This is a genomic window from Methylomonas montana, from assembly GCF_030490285.1.
Classification (GTDB): domain Bacteria; phylum Pseudomonadota; class Gammaproteobacteria; order Methylococcales; family Methylomonadaceae; genus Methylomonas; species Methylomonas montana.
Genome location: NZ_CP129884.1, coordinates 2,291,288 through 2,309,898 on the forward strand (window position 1 = coordinate 2,291,288; position 18,611 = coordinate 2,309,898).

Below are 18,611 nucleotides of genomic sequence, written 5' to 3' on the forward strand. Positions count from 1 at the left end.
CTAAGGCGTGATGAATTCGCCAAAGGCGCGACTGCCCTCCCCCGTCTTAATGGTATTAACCACTTGCAGGGTTTTGGCGTCGATGACTGAAACATTGTTATCAAACCAATTGGCGACATAAACATGCTGATCATCTGGATGAGTACTGATACCCTCCGGCTTATCGCCGACAGTGATTACCTCAATCTGTTTTAAAGTCGCTGTATCCACTACCGAGACCGTGCTGTCGTCCTGATTGGTGACAAACAGCAGTTTATCGTTTGAAGCTAAAGCCACCGCATAGGGCCTCGCCCCTACTTTGATGGTAGCCAAGCGTTTCAGGCTGCGGGCGTCCAGCACCGTCACATCGTCGCTTTCGACGTTAGCGGAATACAGGCGCTTGCCTTGGCTATCCACGGCAATGCCGAATGGATGTGCGCCAACCTTGGTGGTGTTGCGGATCGCCAATTTTCTTATATCGATTTGCGAGATGGAATCATCGATGCGATTGGCAACGTATAGCCAACGATTGTCCGGACTAACCGCCATGCCGGATGGCGATTTGCCAACGGTTATGGTTTTTTGTTTGGCAAAGTTTTTCGTGTCGAAAACCGTCACCGAATTTTCATACCAATCAGCCACAAATACTTGTTCGCCTTTTCTATCGGCGGTAATTCCCAGCGATGCTCCGCCAACCTTAACAGTACGTAATTTGGTCAGTTTTTCGCTATCCAATACCGCAAAGCCGCCGCCTTCCGGGGTGCTGATATAAATCTGTTTTAAGGGCAGATTCACCGCAACACCAGCCGGCTTACCCTCAACCTTAATGGTCTCGACTACTTGTTGAGTTTGGGTATCGATCACCGATACCGAATTATCCAACTGATTGGTGATAAAGGCGTGAGGATCGGCGTTGACGCTAGATAAAGCACTTAGCAGCGTCAAAGCCAAAAACGAATATCTGTTGTACATGGTGAGGATGAGTGGAATTTTGCAGCGGAAGGGTTCTCGGCGGTATACCGAGAACCGGACGACAACGTTTTAGCGTTTGATGTCGATTTCAACGGAAACAGCGCCCGCACCGACTTTTTTAGCAATAGATTCCAGGCCGGATTTCAACACGTTAGTGACCGCTTTGTCGGCTGCTTCTTCGTTCAGTTCAGCCGGAGGATTGTTGTTGACGTAAGCGCGGTAATAAGTCGCCACCCATTCCACTTCGGCTTTACCGCCTTTATCGGTAACGGATATTTCGGCTGCATAGTTGCCGACTGGTAATACGGGAATATGTTCGTCCTGACCGGCGTGTTTGATAGTACCGGATGAGCTCATCTCGGTAATTTTGTATTTGTAGGCAAATTTGGCTGCATCATAGGCTTTCAACTCTTCGGTGATGGTGCCGCCATTGGTCAGATGCAGCGTGCGGATTGCGCCTTTATTATTGGTGCCTTCCCCTGTTACGCTTCTAACGGCTGGCAACCAGGATAGATCGTCGTAACTTTTAATCACATCCCAAACTTTTGCCGCTGGCGCATCAATGGTTACAGTCGCGGTCAGTTTTGCTCTAACCGGGCCATGAGCATTTGCCATGCTGGTAAACAAAAACAATGCAGCTGAAACGAATAGCGAGGTTTTTTTCATAACACTTTCCTATGATGGTCACATAAAATGGAGAGGGCGATTATAAAATAAAATCCTTCTGGGAGTATCCGCAAAAGCATGTTTGCGGAAATTTTCCCGACACCCCTTCCCTCTTTTGAGCATTTGATGACCACAGCGACTTTTTTTTGGCACGATTACGAAACCTTCGGTATCGATCCGCAACGCGACCGGCCTTGTCAATTCGCCGGCATCCGCACCGATTACGATTTCAATATCGTCGGCGAACCTATCATGGTGTATTGCCAGTCCGCCGGAGACTATTTGCCGCATCCGGAAGCGTGCTTGATTACCGGCATCACGCCGCAACTCACCCTTGAAAAAGGCGTCTGCGAGGCTGAGTTTGCCAGCATGATTAGTCGGCAACTCGCCGAACCCGGCACCTGCGGCGTGGGTTACAACAGTATCCGCTTCGACGACGAAGTGACCCGCAATCTGCTATATCGCAATTTTTACGATCCTTACGCTCGCGAATGGCAAAACGGTAATTCCCGCTGGGATATTATCGACATCGTTCGTGCCGCCAAAGCTTTGCGTCCGGAAGGCATCGAGTGGCCGCTGAATGCCGACGGCGTTGCCAGTTTTAAGTTGGAAGAACTCACCAAGGCCAACGGCATTGCCCATGAAGCGGCGCATGATGCGTTATCCGATGTGTATGCAACGATTGCGATGGCCAAGTTGGTCAAACAACGCCAACCGAAGCTATTCGACTATTTGTTGAATAACCGGCATAAAAATGCGGCTTTAAAACTATTGCAACTTGGTAGTTTTGCCCCGTTAATCCATGTCTCCGGCCGTTTTGCCGCACGTAACAATAGTCTTGCAGTGGTATTGCCCTTGGCGCAGCATCCGACGAATAGCAACGAAATTATCGTTTACGATCTCTCAGTCTGTCCCGAACCTTTGCTGGAGCTAACCGCAGAGGAAATCCAGCAAAGGCTATTTGTTGCCAGCGACGCGTTGCCTGAAGGTGTTGCCAGAATCCCATTAAAGACTGTGCATATCAATAAGGCTCCTGTGTTGGCACCCTTGTCTGTGGTAAGGCCGGCCGACGCCGAGCGCTTGCAACTTGATTTGGACTTGTGTCGATCCAACTTGCAGCGAATTCAGACCGCGCCACCTCTGGCCGATAAGCTCGCCGAAATTTTTACGCGCAAATACCACGATTCTCCCAGCGATCCTGATTTGATGATTTACAGCGGCGGTTTTTTCAGCAACAACGACAAGGCGATCATGGCCCAGATCAGACAAGCCAGACCTACTGAGCTAACCGAATTTGATGCCGATTTCGACGACGCCCGTCTGCCTGAAATGCTGTTTCGCTATCGCGCCCGAAATTATCCGTATACTCTGTCACAGGAAGACGCCAAACTCTGGCAACAATATTGCCGAGACAAGCTAAACAGTGTGGCTACGGATGGCTACCTAAACCTGGAGCAGTTCACCGCCAAAATTGCGGCAATGCGCGAAGAACTTGGCGCGGATCAAGCGATATTGAAAGCGCTTGCGGATTATGCTGAAGAACAACGCTTAAAATTGTTGAATTGACGATTCTTTGCTGATTGAAAATTCAGTAGTTCTTTTCAGGAACAAAGCGATTTATGCGTTATGCCGTATAATGCAGGCCATTTGAGTGAATTTTCTACCGAGGAATCATGAGCATTACACTGTCCAACAGAGTTAAAGCGGTTAAACCATCCCCTACCCTGGCTATCACCGCCAGAGCCGCCGCGATGCGCGCCGCTGGCAAAGATATTATCGGCCTGGGCGCCGGCGAGCCGGATTTCGATACACCGGATCATATTAAAGCGGCCGCCATTAAAGCCATTAATTCCGGTTTTACCAAATACACTGCTGTCGACGGCACCGCCGGCCTCAAAAAAGCCATTATCGAGAAATTCAAACGCGATAACGGCTTGGATTATCAGCCCAATCAAATTTTGGTGTCCTGCGGCGGTAAACAGAGCTTTTTCAATCTGGCTCAGGCCCTGCTCAATTCCGGCGACGAAGTGATCATCCCCTCCCCTTACTGGGTTTCCTACCCGGACATGGTGCTATTGGCCGACGGCGTACCCGTTATTATCGAAACCGGCCAGGCGCAAAATTTTAAAATCACGCCAGCGCAATTGCGTGCGGCCATCACCCCGAAAACTCGATTGTTGGTGATCAACAGCCCATCCAACCCGACTGGCGCGGCTTATAGCCTAGACGAATTAAAAGCCTTGGGTGACGTATTGCGCGAGTTCCCGGATGTGCTGATCGCCACCGACGACATGTACGAACTGATCCTCTGGAACAAAGGCGATTTCGTTAACATCCTGAATGCCCATCCGGATTTTTACGATCGCACCATCGTCTTGAACGGCGTCTCCAAAGCTTACTCCATGACCGGCTGGCGGATCGGCTATGCCGCCGGCCCCGCGCCGTTGATTGAAGCCATGTGCATCATTCAATCGCAAAGCACTTCCAACCCCACATCAATCTCGCAAGTCGCTGCCGAAGAAGCGTTGAATGGCGACCAAAGTTGCATCGACACCATGATGGTGGAATTTAAAAAACGCCATGACTATGTCGTTGCCGAACTGAATAGCATAGCCGGTATCGAATGTTTGCCGACCGACGGCACCTTTTACGTATTCCCTAACGTGGAAAAACTATTGAGCAGACTGGACGGCATCAACGATGATCTGGAGTTTGCCGAATACTTAATCGAAAAAGCCGGCGTGGCGTTAGTGCCTGGTTCCGCATTCGGTTGCCCTGGCCACATCAGAATCTCCATTGCCACCAGTATGGCCAATTTGGAAAACGCCTTGGTTAGAATCAAACAAGCGGTTTAATTTAGAATCAAACAAGCGGTTTAATTCGGTTAGTTAATTTTCGATCACTAGCGGACAGGTCGGCATTAATTTGCCAATTTTCAATTGACAAATTTAAACAATGTTATAGAATTCGCGGCCTTCGCACTTCATCAGTAAGAAGGCCTCGGTGGCGAAATAGGTAGACGCACGAGACTTAAAATCTCGCGACCGAAAGGTCGTACCGGTTCGATTCCGGTCTGAGGCACCAATCATGCATCCAATAGGGTGCAACCCAATCCAAAAACCCGCAAGTTTACTGGCTTCGCGGGTTTTTTATTGTCCGACGCAATCCAACAAAAACTAGCCAAGTACACACCAAATCGTGTATTTTTTCGTGTACTCACTGATACCTTCCGGAAAAAGTACACACTGGGGCGTGCAAGATGGCTGAAAAACTCAATAAGGACGCGGTCTACAAGGCTGCCAAGCCGGAAGAAAAAGATTATTTCATCAATGATGGCGGCGGACTTTATCTGTGGGTCAAGTCTGGCGGCTCTAAACTTTGGCAATTTGTATACACCTTCGAGGGTAAACGGAAGCGTCTCGCCCTAGGAGCATATCCGGGCGTAACGCTAGAAATTGCTCGACGAAAGGCTTCAGAAATCCGCGAACAACTTGCCAATGATAATGATCCTGCGGAAGGACGTAAGAAAGTTAGAGAAGACAAGAAAACTGCAAAGCTCAATCAGGAGCGAAAAAGCGATGGATTACCCATCCTGAATAGTTTTGCCGACATAACCGGCAAATGGCTTGATTCCATCATCAATACCAATACAGCCGACACTCTGACGAAAAAGAAAAATCGCCTCACGACTTGGATCTTCCCCTACATAGGTGACAAGCCAATCGACGGCATTAAATCTGCCGAAGTTTTGGCGGCACTCAAACCTTTAATTGAAGCAGGCAAACTGGATACCGCGCACCGGCTCCGGGCGGAGATTAGTGCCATTTTTGCATATGCGATCGTACACAACTTAACCGAGTTCGATCCCGCTCAACCCGTTGCCAAGCAAATACCCGCGCAAAAGGTAAAACATCGAGCAGCAATCATCGACCCGAAACTGGTTGCACAATTGCTCAGAGACATCGGCAACTACCAAGGCACATTTGTCGTGCAGTCCGCGTTACGCATTTCTCCATTGTTATTCCAAAGACCGGGGGAAATCAGAAAAATGCTCTGGTCCGATATTGATTTTGAATCGAAGGAATGGCGGCCATTCATCTCCAAAACAGATTTTCACCATATAGTGCCTCTATCTACCCAAGCTACGGAGATTTTAAAGAACATCCATCCCCTGACCGGAAACAACCCATACGTATTCCCTTCGAGTCGTGGTAACGGTCGTCCCATGTCGGAAAACACCATCATGACTGCACTCAAGACATTGGGTTACGACAGTGAAGTAATGACGGCACATGGCTTTAGGACCACTGCGTCGACGTTGCTTAACGAACAGAGCTGGAGTCCAGACGCCATCGAAAGACAACTTTCCCATGCCCCCAGGGACAAAATAAGAGCTGTCTACAATCGAGCCCAATATTTGGACGAACGCCGCCGAATGATGCAATCCTGGGCGGATTATTTGGATACTCTGAAAAGCGGCAAAAGCGCAGACGTAATACCAATCCGTAAATCATTGAATACATGATTGCTTTCATGTCAGATAAAGGTTGCGCATAGTTGCGACATACAGATGCTGGAAGGTGTTTTTATCGATCAGAATCTGCGCAATGATTGATCGATAAAAAAGCTCTTTATTGATCATTTTGGTCATCAGGCATTTGATTGTCCAGGCATGGCTCAGTGTTTACGCAAATGTTTGGAAAATGGGATTACTTGTATTACTGGTGTTACCGCCTTATCTGGCGTGTGCTGTAGAGGACATGTCGACGGATTACCAAGTATTATCGGTATTACTAGCCGACGATTTCTATAAACCATATCCAGTTCATTTAGGTCTGTGTCTCCATCGAAATCGAATTAACCGATCTTGGCGCAGTCCCTATTTTCAAGGACGGTTGGCGCGAAAAACATTCGGGCCTGTGAAACCGGATTGTCCAGTAAAATCCAACGCCATCCAGCTTGAAATATTTATTTAAACGATTGAAATATAATGAAAAAATTGTTTGACAATCGCTCAATTTTAGCCCCAAAATAGCCCCGCACGTAGAATTTTTCAGGATGAAATTTTCATAGACTGTTGGAATTCGACAGTATAAATAAACGAATCAGACCGACTTATAGCCCAATTGGGTGGCAGAGTGAAGCCGTTGGATATACTGTGTCCGTTGGGCCTTAGGGTCATGCGTCCACGCTTAAAACTATTTTTGGGTGCAGATAGGGTGTTTAAAACGCTCTATTTGGGTCGGCAGGGAAAATGCGCCTTGATGAAAGGTACGGTCGCTGTCGATAGTGAAGCATTTTATAAATTCATCAACGATCGTCTGCCGATCGCTGAGTAATCCAAAGCGCCTTGATGGCGCAAACCGATAGACCGCGCGAGTAGAGTTTCGAAAGGCGGTGTTGCCATTGCGCGTTTGCAGGCGCGCAGAAATTTTGTCTGGAACCCTGGTTCCGCAAAATGGATAACTGAAAGGTCGTTTGACCGCTTCGGTGGTGGCAATCTTATAGCTAGGGTTTTTATATCAATCGTTCCGATCTGGATCGGCGTCAGGCGACTGCCTGCCCACCCGAGCAAGGCGATTGAACGTCTCTTAAGAATCCCGTCGTCCCGTTTTCACATCGGTCTGTGCCACCGGCAGTCGCGTTTGCCGGCGTAACAACCGATTTCGTCACGCGGATTGGATCTGGATTCCCTTCAAAGTCATACCCGGACGTTTGCATAACGTCTTCCGGTAAAAACCCAAGCCCGCTGTTTCGCCGTTTCTAAAAAACAGAAACAGAACGGGATTCAAGCATTTCCATCAAGTTAATCAACCGGATACCTGCGTAATAGCCGCGGGTTTTGCCGGGTCAGTCTGTCTCGAACGTGTAAGGGGCCGAGTTTAGCGTCGCAGGTGGACGCTGAATCCGTCTGGCCAGCACCCCGAGTTCGTCATCGACCGACACCAATTACTCGCCCGCGCAGCGAGTCATAAGCCGCGCACCTCACACTGGGTATACACCTCCGCCGGGTAGGCAACCCGTGCGTCAACACTCATCGTCATGAGTTTGGCCTTGTATACCAAAGTGGGGTTGGAGCCGGGGTCCCCCGCTCATGACGAAAGAAAAACTGTTTTAACAAGGCCACCCCGGCTCCCTTGTTCAAAGCCGACTGCTGATGCGCATGGCGTTGCCCATGAAATCAGTCCCAGTCCGCTTTGGACAAGGGAGTCTGTTGCCCACTTTTTTCTGGAGGTTAACCATGCCAATCGATCGACCTGACGAATACCAAGTAAACCAGACTGGCACAGGCGCGCGTGTCAGTCCTCCTGATGACCAAGCGCCAAAACCATTGATGGCGAGTCGAAAGCGAGGCCGCAATCTCGGTCTTGGCAGTCGCAATCTGACCCGAGCAGGAAAAACCTGCGCCCATCAATCGGGCAAGGCCTTCGCCACGCGCGGCACACTCGCCGAGCGCTGGTCGGTATTTGCCAAATGGCTGGAACAAACCCAAGGCATCAAACGCATGGAAGAGATTAACCGCGAGCTGGTGATTGCTTATGGCCAGGCGTTGAAAGCTAGGGTGGAACGCAACGAATTGAAAGCCTCGACTGCGCAACTGTATGTCTCGGCGGTCAACAGCATCATGAACTCCGCCACACAAGGCGAATGGCAAACGGTCAGTCCGACCCGAGATTGCGGCATACCAAAACGGTGTTACATCCCGGAATCCAGCAAAGCCATGCCACAGTCGCAGCACGACCAGTTGCAAACCAGTGTCGACGACAAACGCATTGCCGTCTTGCTCAATCTGCAACGGACATTGGGGCTGCGTTTCAAGGAATCGGCCTTGCTGGATGCGCAAAAAGCACTTCGCCAAGCACAACGGGAAGACCGCATCACCGTCTTTAGCGGCACCAAAGGCGGCAAACAGCGCCAGGTGCCAGTCTCAGTAGAAGCCTTGGTGGCACTGGAAACAGCCGCCATCCTGCAGGACGGACAATCGATGGTTCCCGCTAATCTGCGCTATGTCGATTTTCGTGACCACTGCTATCGCCAGGCACAACAGCAGCAATTCCGTTTTCATGGCCAGCGCCACCACTATGCCCAGCAGCGTTACCAGGCATTAACCGGCGTAAAGGCGCCGATCAATACAGCAATCGACTCATCAATGTGGCACAGTTACATGGCCACCCAACTCAACATCGATCTTGCAGCAGCAGAAAAACTGGATCAACGCGCCCGCAGCATCCTCTCGCAGGAGCTGGGCCATGAGCGTCTGGAGGTGGTGCGTGTCTATATTGGTTAAGCAGATCCAGGCTCTGGCCCACCACTATGTCCGCCAGGGTTCCAAAGCCCATCGCCGCTTGCAGGTCGGTCGCATGATCAAGTTCGTGGAATTTATCGAACAGACGGAACGGCCGCATAACCTGCACGAAATCGGCAAACGTCATGTCATTGACTTCTGGAAAGCCCACCGCGATCTGGCACCGAAAACCGCCCATGCCTATTGGCTGGCGTTATGCGTGATCTGGGAATGGACCGATAAACCGGGCCAGCCGCCAAAGCCACTGTGTAATACCAAACCGATTACGGATGCAAAATCGCCCTCAACAGTTACGGTCTAAATCCGTTTGCGTCTGTTTTTACTTTGCTTTCACCGGCTTAAAAATGCTAGTTTCGTCTTTTTGGCCACTCTCATTACTTGGTAGTGCTGACTCGGCAAGCGGATTTAAATAAATTAAGGATATATGCAGACGCCAACGCCTAACCACTTACCACGTTACCAACTGAGTCAATGGGCCAAGTGGTTTGCTAACGATCGCCGCTTTCACGCCTTTGCTCTCGACCAAGAAATGCTGGTGTTGACGGACAAGTTTCAAAAGAAACATCAACACCACGTACTGAGTATTCAGCCAGCTATTGGCGTCGAATCCGGTTGGTTTTGGAATACGTTGGTGATTTCTCAAATAGATGGCCAGACCTTACGCTTTGGCGGCGTCGATAAAAAGCAGTCGGCATTGTTACAAGTATCGATGAAACGCCACGTCAATCAACGCATCCAGCGTTTCTACCAAGAGTTTGCCCCTGCCTTGATACAAGCAGCCCAAGAAGCCAGATTGATCTTTTCCGGCCAGCATTATATTCGCCGTGCCTTGGCGGCTCATTGGATTAAACGCCATGCTACGTTAGCGGCGGGTCTGAAGCGTCCTGATGGTTTACAGTATTTGCCGAGCGAGTTGCATCAAGACTATCAGCATGTCCGTCCGTTAATAGACAACATGGATGAGCAGATCAGCTGTTTCAATCAGGCGTTTATCGATCGACAAGCCCAGCTGTTCAGGGATTTTTTTGATCAGGTCGAAACCAACCCGCTGACCGAAGCGCAACGCAAGGCTTGCATCATCGACGAACAGCACAACCTGGTGCTGGCCGGCGCGGGTACCGGTAAGACCAGTACCATGATCGGCCGCGCCGGTTATTTAATCAAAGCTGGTCTGGCAAAACCCGAACAAATTTTGATGCTGGCCTATGCCCGCAAAGCGGCGGATGAAATGGGCGAACGCATCCGGTCGAAATTAGGGATTCAAAACCTGACAGTGAAAACCTTTCATGGCCTGGGTTTAGACATCATTAGCCAGGTTGAAGGTGCTAGGCCGGCCATTGACAAAATGGCGGAAGACGACGTCCTGCGTGCTGCGTTTGTCGATAGTCAAATTCAAAGCCTGCTGGAAGATGAACGCTATCGCTCGCGGCTGTTGACCTATTTTCTACGTTTTGCCTATCCCTACAAAAGCCAATTCAATTTCAATAGTTTAGGCGCTTACAATGCCTACATCCTCGAAAACGATATTCGTACAATGCAAGGCGAGCTCGTCAAAAGCTACGAGGAATGCGAGATTGCCAATTTCTTGTATCGACAAGGGATTGCTTATCAATACGAGGCCAATTACCAGGTTAACACCTCCGGCCCGGATTACCGCGTCTACCAACCGGATTTCTTTCTACCAGCTTACGGCATTTACATCGAATACTTTGCCGTTAACGAACTAAATCAAACCCCGCCCTTTATAGACCAAACAAACTACCTTGCTGGCATCGCCTGGAAACGGGCGCTACACGCAAAATATCAAACACCGCTGATTGAAACCTTCAGCTACCTGAAACAACAAGGGCGATTGACCGAAGTACTCAGCGAAAAATTACAAGCTGCCGGGGTTCAGTTCAAACCCTTGCCGCAAAACGAGTTACTCGACCAACTGAATCAACTGGGCCGAGTATCGGAATTCAGCAAACTGATGGCGCAAATCCTCAGCTTGTTCAAAGCCGCTTACCTCAGCATCAAACAACTGGTCGAGAAGGCGGACAAGCATGAAGACCAGGAACGCATGCGCGCCGCCGCGCATTTATTCGAACCGATCTACCAAGCCTACCAGCAACGGTTGCGCGACAACGCCACCATTGATTTTGACGACATGATTGGCCGCGCCATCGACTACGTCGAATCCGGCCGTTTTCCATCGCCATACCGATATTTGCTGGTGGACGAATTTCAAGATATTTCTGCAAGCCGGGCACGCTTGCTAAAAGCCTTGATGGCACAGCAAGCGGAAGCCAGCTTATTTGGCGTTGGCGACGACTGGCAGTCCATCTACCGGTTTACCGGCAGCGATGTCGCACTGACCAAAGACTTTCAAGCCCACTTTGGCGACACGGCAACCAGCGTGCTGGATCAAACCTTTCGCTTCAACAACAAAATCGGTGAAGTGGCGTCACGCTTCGTCATCCAAAACCCCAGCCAGATCGACAAGCAGATTCGTAGCCTGCGGCTTGTCGAACAGCCGGCTGTATCCCTCATCAAAACCGATCAGGATTTGACCGGCATCCATTCGGCACTCGATGCCATCGCCAGCAAGGCCAAGCCATCCGCCAGTGTGTTAATGCTTGCACGCTTTAACTTCAAACGGCCCGATGTCGCCGCCTTAAAGCGCCGCTATCCCCAGCTATCACTGCAATTCATGACGGTACATGCCTCCAAAGGCAAAGAAGCCGATTACGTGATCGTGTTTGGTTTGGAGAAGGGCGAGCACGGCTTTCCGTCGGAAAAAGCCACCCACCCCTTGCTGGAATTATTGCTGCCTCAAGCCGAAGCCTTCGCGCATGCCGAAGAGCGCCGACTGTTTTACGTGGCTCTGACGCGGGCACGACATCACGTGTATTTAGTCACCAACGGCCTCAACCCATCGCCATTCGTCAGGGAGTTAGTCGACGGCGACTATGCCGTCAGTATCGACGAATTTACCGGGCCCGGCTTTCAAGAACAGATCGCCGATATTCCCTGTCCAGCCTGCAAAACCGGCTGGATGGTACCCCGAGATAGCCAGTACGGCAGCTTTTTTGGCTGCAACCAATATCCACTCTGCAATCACACAGAGCGGGCTTGTCAGTGGTGTGGCGGCAGCTTGAAAATCCAGGGTCGTTTTCGCGTTTGTGAAAATCGTCGTTGCGACTTTGTCGAACCGATCTGCCCACGTTGCCAAGGCGCCATGGTGTTGCGCAAAGGACCGCATGGCCAATTTTGGGGCTGCTCGCATTACCGGAAAAACGCAGCATTTTCCTGTGCACATACCGAGCAATTTATTGATCTACAGACCGCCAAGGTTAAATCACCAGTCAGCGCCGCTCGAGCGACTCCGGGCATGGTCTAAACTTGATCCAATCTAACTAGAGAATTACAGAGATGAGTGACGAGAAACGCCTATCCACCACCCAACTGGCCAAATTGCGCGGCATGTCCCAAGAGCTAATGTTTGGGCAGTTGACTGCACTGGGCCTAATCGAAAAGCAAGAAGACAAATGGCAGTTAACCGACGCAGGCACGGCTGCCGGCGGTGTCTACCTGACCGGTAAATTCGGCCAATACGTCGCCTGGCCCGAGGACTTCCAATTGCCAACCGCCGCAGCCAAAGCGGAAGCGGCTAAGCTGCTAACCGCCACCGTGTTGGGACAACACTTTGAACTGTCTGCCAACAAAATGAACTACATCCTTTCAGAACTCGGCTGGATCAAAAAGGGCTTGAAAGGCTGGCTGGTCACCGAACAAGGATTGGCGATGGGCGCCGAACAAGGCGAAGACAGCCGCTCCGGTATTCCCTACGTGCGCTGGCCGGAAAAGATCACCCGCAACCGGGCCTTGAAAGACAATGTCGATAACATGAAAGGTGTCGATAAACCCAAGACCGACACCGACAAAATGGACAGCTTCCGCCACAAATTCGAAGCCACCCACCGTACCACCGACTACCACTTCGTCCGCTCTAAGGCGGAAATGCTGATCGACAATTGGTTGTACATGGCGGAAATCGTCCACGCCTACGAACGCAAACTGCCGATCGAAGAAGAAATGTACTGCGACTTTTACATCCCCACCGGCAAAGTCTATATCGAATTCTGGGGATACGATAACGACGCCAAATATCTAGCCCGAAAACAGGAAAAACTCGCCATTTACAATAAGTACAATTTCAATTTGATTGAATTGACTGATAAGGACGTGTTGAATTTGGATGATATTTTGCCGAGGTTGTTGTTGAAGTTTGGGGTGCAGGCGTATTAAATGATACTGTGGATTGATTTATTTATCGCGTAGTCTCAATGCGGCATCAATGGAGTTGAGAAAAATGATATTCAAATCACCAAGCCAACCTTTTAATAACAAAAGAATATTTTTCTTCAAAACCTGTATTTTATCGATAAAGCTTGCTTTCTTGTGTCATTGCATAGTATGTCGGTAAATTTAAAAGCCGAGTCATCGAGTATGCGATTTATGCAGTGCACTTTATTTGCAAAATTATTCTGGTATATATCTTGACTTAGGACATGTAATGAGCAGAGACAATAAGGCCAAGCGGGCGTTGAAGAAAAGAGAGAAATTGAGAATAAAGAAAACTAGATTGAGTATCAAAGCCGAAAAAGAACAGCCCAGACCTATAGGAATATCTACACCTGTTTTAGCAAACTTTTCACCCTTCCAACATCTTACAGATGAAATGAGGCGAGAGTTAATAGACGATATTGGTGCAAAATCAAAAACTAGTTATCAAGAGAGATTGAATGAAATACAGCATATATTAGTTAAACATGATCCAATAACTGTCTTGGCGATTGTATCAGGCGATTGCTTGAGTGTTGGTGCTGGAGACCAAGGAGTGCAATACAAGGAGCGAGAAGATAGTTTTAATCAATCACACGTCGAAATCCTTCAGGCGCTCATATTAAAAATGCCTGAAAGCGAATGGGGAAAACAACCTCCAACTCCAGATGTTATACAGGGCACTATTAATGCTTTAAAGTATTTTAGTCGCGATTTCACCTTCAGTAGATTCGCTAGTGAAAGATTTGATTTAAACTCTAAAGAAAAAGCCGTAAATGAAGTTCAAGAATGGATAAGAAATCACACTCAATCGGTTAGAAACTGGGGGTTTTATTCTCAAGTAAAGTGCATATCAACCGAGCTATATAGTTATTTCGATGAAAAGCTATTAAATCATTTAGGATTTAGAGCTAGTGAAGTAATTGTAGTTTTTGACTTCATGGTGCGGACAATAGAGAAAAGATTGACTGAAAGACTTACAGTTCTGAAACAATTAAAAAAGATAAATAATAAAAAAGAACTGGTAAAAAAATATCATCATATAATTGGACAAGGACAAAAAGAAGTAGATGAACTTTTGAGTTCAGAAGCAATTTCTGGCTTATCGGTACAAAAACTGTTTTTCTTGATTTTGTCTCATTACGATCTCAGATTGCCAGTTTGTTTTTATTTTAATGAAGAACATATATCAGAGGCATCTAATATACATCGTGAAAACATATCTAAAATTCTTGATTATTTTTCTTTGTGCGCGGGGGCATTATCTAGTAACGAAATAGGATATCTCTTTCTAGACAATCCAATTTGGAATAAGCCTGTAGTGAAAACTAGCAACTTGTATTTTTGCCCAGTGCCCCAATTATTTTTCAGCTTTGTACTAGCTTCTTTTGATGAAATTATTGAAAGCCTAAATAAGGATGATCTTCACGAAAGAAGGGCTCAGTACCTTGAAAACAAAATAGTTGAAATTGTAAAGCGAAGATTCCCTGAGTCTACTACTGTTTCTGGATTAACATGGCGATTAGGTAATGATCAATATGAGACCGATTTAATAACCATGATTGACTCTCATTTGCTAATTATCGAAGCAAAATCACAAAGAATTACTAAGCCCGCATTACGGGGAGCCCCAGATAGAATTAAACGCCATATCAAGGAACTATTTGTTGAGCCAAGTATTCAATCGACGCGCCTGGAAAATAGGCTAAATCAACTCAGGCTGAATCCAGATATTAATGACGAATTAAGAGAAAAACTACCGATTGATCTCAATAACATACATAAAATAATTAGACTCTCTGTAACATTAGAGGATTTCGCAACAATACAGTCTAGCTTTTTAAAATTTGAAGAAACAGAATGGTTGCCAAAGGATTTTTGCCCGTGCCCAACCATGAATCTTGCTGATTTCGAAACATTATTTGATTTCTTAGAACACCCTGTTCAGATCATCCACTATTTGCAACGAAGAACAGAGATGGAAGGAAGAATTAACTTTGTTGGATGCGAACTAGATTTGATGGGATTGTACGCTTCAACGTTATTTAATCTAGGTAACATTAATACTGATAATTGTGATCATCTTGTAATAAGTGAAATGTCAGAGCCACTTGATAGATATTATGACTCTAAAGACAATGGGATTTTTATTGAAAAGCCAAAACCACGAACTTCTACATTATTCAATAGAATATTTAATCAGCTTGAGCGTCGCTCAACACCCAGATGGACAGAAATTGGCGTTTTGTTAAATAGATTCTCTCCTGACGATCAGATTAAAATTGACGCAGCACTAGTAACTCTGAAAAAAAGCGTTCAAAGAATGTGGGATAAAGAAGGTCACAAGAATTCAATAGTTCTAATTCCACCAGAAGCGTCAGAATTTGCAATGGTGGTAGTATTGTATAACGACAAAAATATTCAGCGTAAAAGTGAGTTCATAAAAAATGGTGCTGACATGGCGCTTGAGCCTGAGCATGTAAGATATTGTTTAGTTATTGGGAAAAATATCGACCATGACGTGGTTCCTTATCATTATATAGCTCTCGCTTCTAAGAGAGCGGATCAGCTCGCAGTGTGCGGTGAGGTAACGAACCGCACGGAGAGCCATACAGCACTTCCCGCTCGATAAATTCTTCCACTTCCTGCAAACCGGTTTGATTGCAGCGCCTTAATTGACGAAGGTTATTCAGTGGGGCTCGGCGCCAGTACTATCGGGACCATGGTTGTTAACCGGCTTAAAATTCCGCATGAAATCAGCGACCCAATATAGTCCTTTGTATTTACAAGAAATTCGTTGTTTTGGATCATGACCCCAACTTCCAAATTTCGATTGAACGCATCATCGGTCAGGTTTGCACTGGAAATTAAAACCGTATCGTCAACAATTGCTAATTTCGCATGTAGTTTTCCGGGGCGTCCGGCTTGATTCCTATCGCGCTTCTCTAATGGCCAGCAATAGACTTCAGTATTCTGAACAAAGGTCTCTGGAAAAGCTTTCAACGCATCGTAGCTTAATTGCCCCTCAGAGCTTTGTTCGAACTCAAGGATCAGCCGGATTTTTACACCACGCTGTCGAGCATTGACCAACTCATTAACAAGCCGCTGAATCCTCGATGCAGCAAATGTAACCAACAAGATTTCGCTTTTAGCATTAGCAATTAAATCGTATAGCGCCTGATCGATTCGGCGGGCAGGAATCTGTGCAACCGGTGTTGGGCCTGACCAAAGTAATTCGATACGTTGAGAGGCTAAGGTTTGTTGATAAACTTCAAAACTCGAATCAAGAGTCCAACTCAAAGCCTCCCACGACATGGTGTTGGAAGCCATTCGCACCGTTTCGCAAACTAGAAATGAAAGATCGGCATTGTTAGTTAACGGTAGTTTTTTGACCACCCTGTCTGATGAACTATCAGCATCAACCGACCGAAGTGTTTCGCAGGCGGCATTCATCCAATCAGCCGGTGCTTTCTTGACTAGCTTGTCAATCAATGCAAATAAATCTTTACGCACGTTGGTCATTCAAAAAACGCTGTGCCGCGGGCGGAAAATGTATCGACAAGTACTGATCGATCCAAATACCTATTACCCCTTTCGCACGAGGTTTCCGCGGCAAATTGGCAAGCGTGACAGCAAGCACCGTGTATGCCTCTGCCCAACGTATCGGGTCTATGTTCGGAACACAACGGATCGGACGCACATAAGCGCATACTCTCTAGCGCTTGTTGAAGGTGCCGGCCTAAAGTGAGTGGATCACCCAATTCGACCAAGCCGCCTAACGTGCCTTCACTATCCGGCGCCGCGGTGTACAACAATATGCCAGCCATAGGCCCGCCATCTTCTCCAAGGTTGCGCGAATACAAGCGCTCGCGAACACTGGAAGCCGTATATCCACAGTCCAAAACGATTTGTCGCATCAAGGCATGGGATAACGAGTGCAAAAGAATCAGTCGGATACCTGGAAAGCCATCTTGCACGGGTTCAAGTTTTCTCAGTCGGCGCCATGCCTTATGTGATTCCAAAAACTCTTGCTCAAGTTGCTTGACCTCATCTTTCGATTGCCAAGCCAGAAGTACTTCTTCTCGGATACGCAAAAACAAGCCTTCGCCACGTACTTCCGCTGCGGGCAACCAGCTTGGATTTTCGCGACAAAGCTTGGTCATACGGCCATCTTGAATGATTGTCGCTTCGGCAAAATCAGCATTAGATTCGATTCGGGTAAATCCCAACAAGGTCCGGACTTCTCTGATTCGTTCCACTAAGACCGTGTCTTCGAGAAACACCTCAAACCCTTTTGGCGGTGATACTCGCTTTAATTTGAAATCTCGATTTTCCTTGGATGAGTCAGGATTTGAGAAAGCCATCCATTCTGGTAGCTTTAAATCTTCGGCAGGCAGAGTGCTCTGTTGTCCAGCGCGTTTTTCTTCAATGGCCACCCAGATTTCTTCGTCAGAAAATTCCGCAAATAACGGAATTAACGATTGATAGGTCTGTTGCTCTTCTCGATAGAAGCCCAGCTTTGCTAACGAATTCGCGTTCATCAGCTTGGCCCACTGTTCTTCGACCAATTTCCCCAATTTGTCAGTGGCACGCGGGATGGATAACGCGGAAAGGGCAATTGGAAACCAGCTATTCGACGCGCCAAGCAAAATGGGTTTTGCTTTTTCTTTGCAGTCATTTTCAACCAGACGCAAATGCGGATGATGACCCGTGCATGCATATTCGGCCGCCGGATCAAATGCATCGGCCATACGCCGTTCGGTTCCGCAGGTATGACATTTCACAATAATGTCAGAGGCGTCACCTGAGGCGCCAAACTCCCGCATGCTCAATGTCGCCGGACGACACGGAACATTGCCTTTGTGCACAAAACTTAACCAAGAAAAATCGGTTAAATGCCCCTCGCGACATGCCAGTAAAAATCGTACCGACAAAGCCGATGGAGAACGCCCGCCCTGGCTTTTCAAACAGCCTTGATGCACATATTCCGTCCGATCCGGGCGATAAGGGTCTTGAATCAGTTTAAAAACCCCTGACTCCACTGTCGCCAAGGTGTCACATAACGAACAGCGCATCCAGCGCGGAAATGGCACCACTGGCACACCGATAGCCGGCGCAGTCGGATCACGGTCCATGCTATCCAACTTTATTGGCGGCATGTAAAGCCTGTTCATCTGAGCGCCGAGGCGCTTTTGTACCGCGGCTACCAAGCGATCTTCTTCGATCTCCTTACAATATCGGGCATCCCAGTCATCTAGCCCCATCACAAGAGCTGACATGTTCGGCAAATCGACTAACGAGCCAATGCCAAAGGTAAAAATTAACTGGCTGGGGCGCAGTTCGCCAAGTTCGTTCATCGTCG

General features: G+C 47.9%; 12 protein-coding genes and 1 tRNA gene. 9 read left to right on the plus strand and 4 right to left on the minus strand.

From position 1 onward, the window contains the following. The gene (locus QZJ86_RS10690; protein ID WP_301938837.1) at nucleotides 1-951 is read right to left on the minus strand and encodes a YVTN family beta-propeller repeat protein; all 951 of its coding nucleotides are present in this window, start codon (nucleotides 949-951) and stop codon (nucleotides 1-3) included. Between the two features lie 69 nt (nucleotides 952-1,020). After that, complete coding sequence (locus QZJ86_RS10695; protein ID WP_301938839.1) at nucleotides 1,021-1,617, minus strand: SRPBCC family protein; 597 nt, start codon at nucleotides 1,615-1,617, stop codon at nucleotides 1,021-1,023. Between the two features lie 126 nt (nucleotides 1,618-1,743). On the opposite strand from QZJ86_RS10695, the gene sbcB reads away from it, so the two are divergent. From sbcB to QZJ86_RS10740, 9 genes are all read left to right on the plus strand, one after another. After that, nucleotides 1,744-3,183 (plus strand): exodeoxyribonuclease I, encoded by a 1,440-nt coding sequence (gene sbcB, locus QZJ86_RS10700; RefSeq protein ID WP_301938840.1) that lies wholly within the window; start codon nucleotides 1,744-1,746, stop codon nucleotides 3,181-3,183. A 107-nt stretch (nucleotides 3,184-3,290) separates the two neighbouring features. Continuing rightward, nucleotides 3,291-4,472 carry a pyridoxal phosphate-dependent aminotransferase gene (locus QZJ86_RS10705; protein ID WP_301938842.1) on the plus strand — a complete coding sequence of 394 codons (1,182 nt, stop codon included), beginning with the start codon at nucleotides 3,291-3,293 and terminating at the stop codon, nucleotides 4,470-4,472. Between the two features lie 142 nt (nucleotides 4,473-4,614). Next, a tRNA-Leu gene (locus tag QZJ86_RS10710) sits at nucleotides 4,615-4,701 on the plus strand. A gap of 175 nt (nucleotides 4,702-4,876) precedes the next feature. Next, entirely contained in the window at nucleotides 4,877-6,142 is a 1,266-nt protein-coding gene (locus QZJ86_RS10715) for a tyrosine-type recombinase/integrase (protein WP_301938844.1), read from the plus strand. 1,716 nt (nucleotides 6,143-7,858) lie between these two features. Next, on the plus strand, nucleotides 7,859-8,905 hold the full coding sequence (locus tag QZJ86_RS10720; RefSeq protein WP_301938846.1) for an integrase domain-containing protein: 1,047 nt from the start codon (nucleotides 7,859-7,861) through the stop codon (nucleotides 8,903-8,905). Beyond that, the gene (locus tag QZJ86_RS10725; protein WP_301938849.1) at nucleotides 8,889-9,224 is read left to right on the plus strand and encodes a hypothetical protein; all 336 of its coding nucleotides are present in this window, start codon (nucleotides 8,889-8,891) and stop codon (nucleotides 9,222-9,224) included. The genes QZJ86_RS10720 and QZJ86_RS10725 overlap by 17 nt, the downstream gene beginning before the upstream one ends. A gap of 123 nt (nucleotides 9,225-9,347) precedes the next feature. Then, nucleotides 9,348-12,305: a UvrD-helicase domain-containing protein gene (locus QZJ86_RS10730; RefSeq protein WP_301938850.1), complete on the plus strand. Its 2,958-nt coding sequence runs from the start codon at nucleotides 9,348-9,350 to the stop codon at nucleotides 12,303-12,305. Nucleotides 12,306-12,337: 32 nt separating this feature from the next. Then, nucleotides 12,338-13,213 (plus strand): glycerol kinase, encoded by an 876-nt coding sequence (locus QZJ86_RS10735; RefSeq protein WP_301938851.1) that lies wholly within the window; start codon nucleotides 12,338-12,340, stop codon nucleotides 13,211-13,213. 268 nt (nucleotides 13,214-13,481) lie between these two features. Beyond that, nucleotides 13,482-15,881, plus strand: coding sequence for a hypothetical protein (locus QZJ86_RS10740; RefSeq protein ID WP_301938852.1), 2,400 nt, complete (start codon nucleotides 13,482-13,484; stop codon nucleotides 15,879-15,881). 53 nt (nucleotides 15,882-15,934) lie between these two features. Here the strand turns inward: QZJ86_RS10740 and drmC are convergent, their stop codons facing one another. Next, a complete protein-coding gene (gene drmC, locus QZJ86_RS10745) occupies nucleotides 15,935-16,771 on the minus strand; it encodes a DISARM system phospholipase D-like protein DrmC (protein ID WP_301938855.1) in 837 nt (278 codons plus the stop codon). Beyond that, a complete protein-coding gene (drmB, locus tag QZJ86_RS10750) occupies nucleotides 16,768-18,606 on the minus strand; it encodes a DUF1998 domain-containing protein (protein ID WP_301938857.1) in 1,839 nt (612 codons plus the stop codon). Before drmB ends, drmC begins: the two co-directional genes overlap by 4 nt. Nucleotides 18,607-18,611 lie beyond the last annotated feature (5 nt).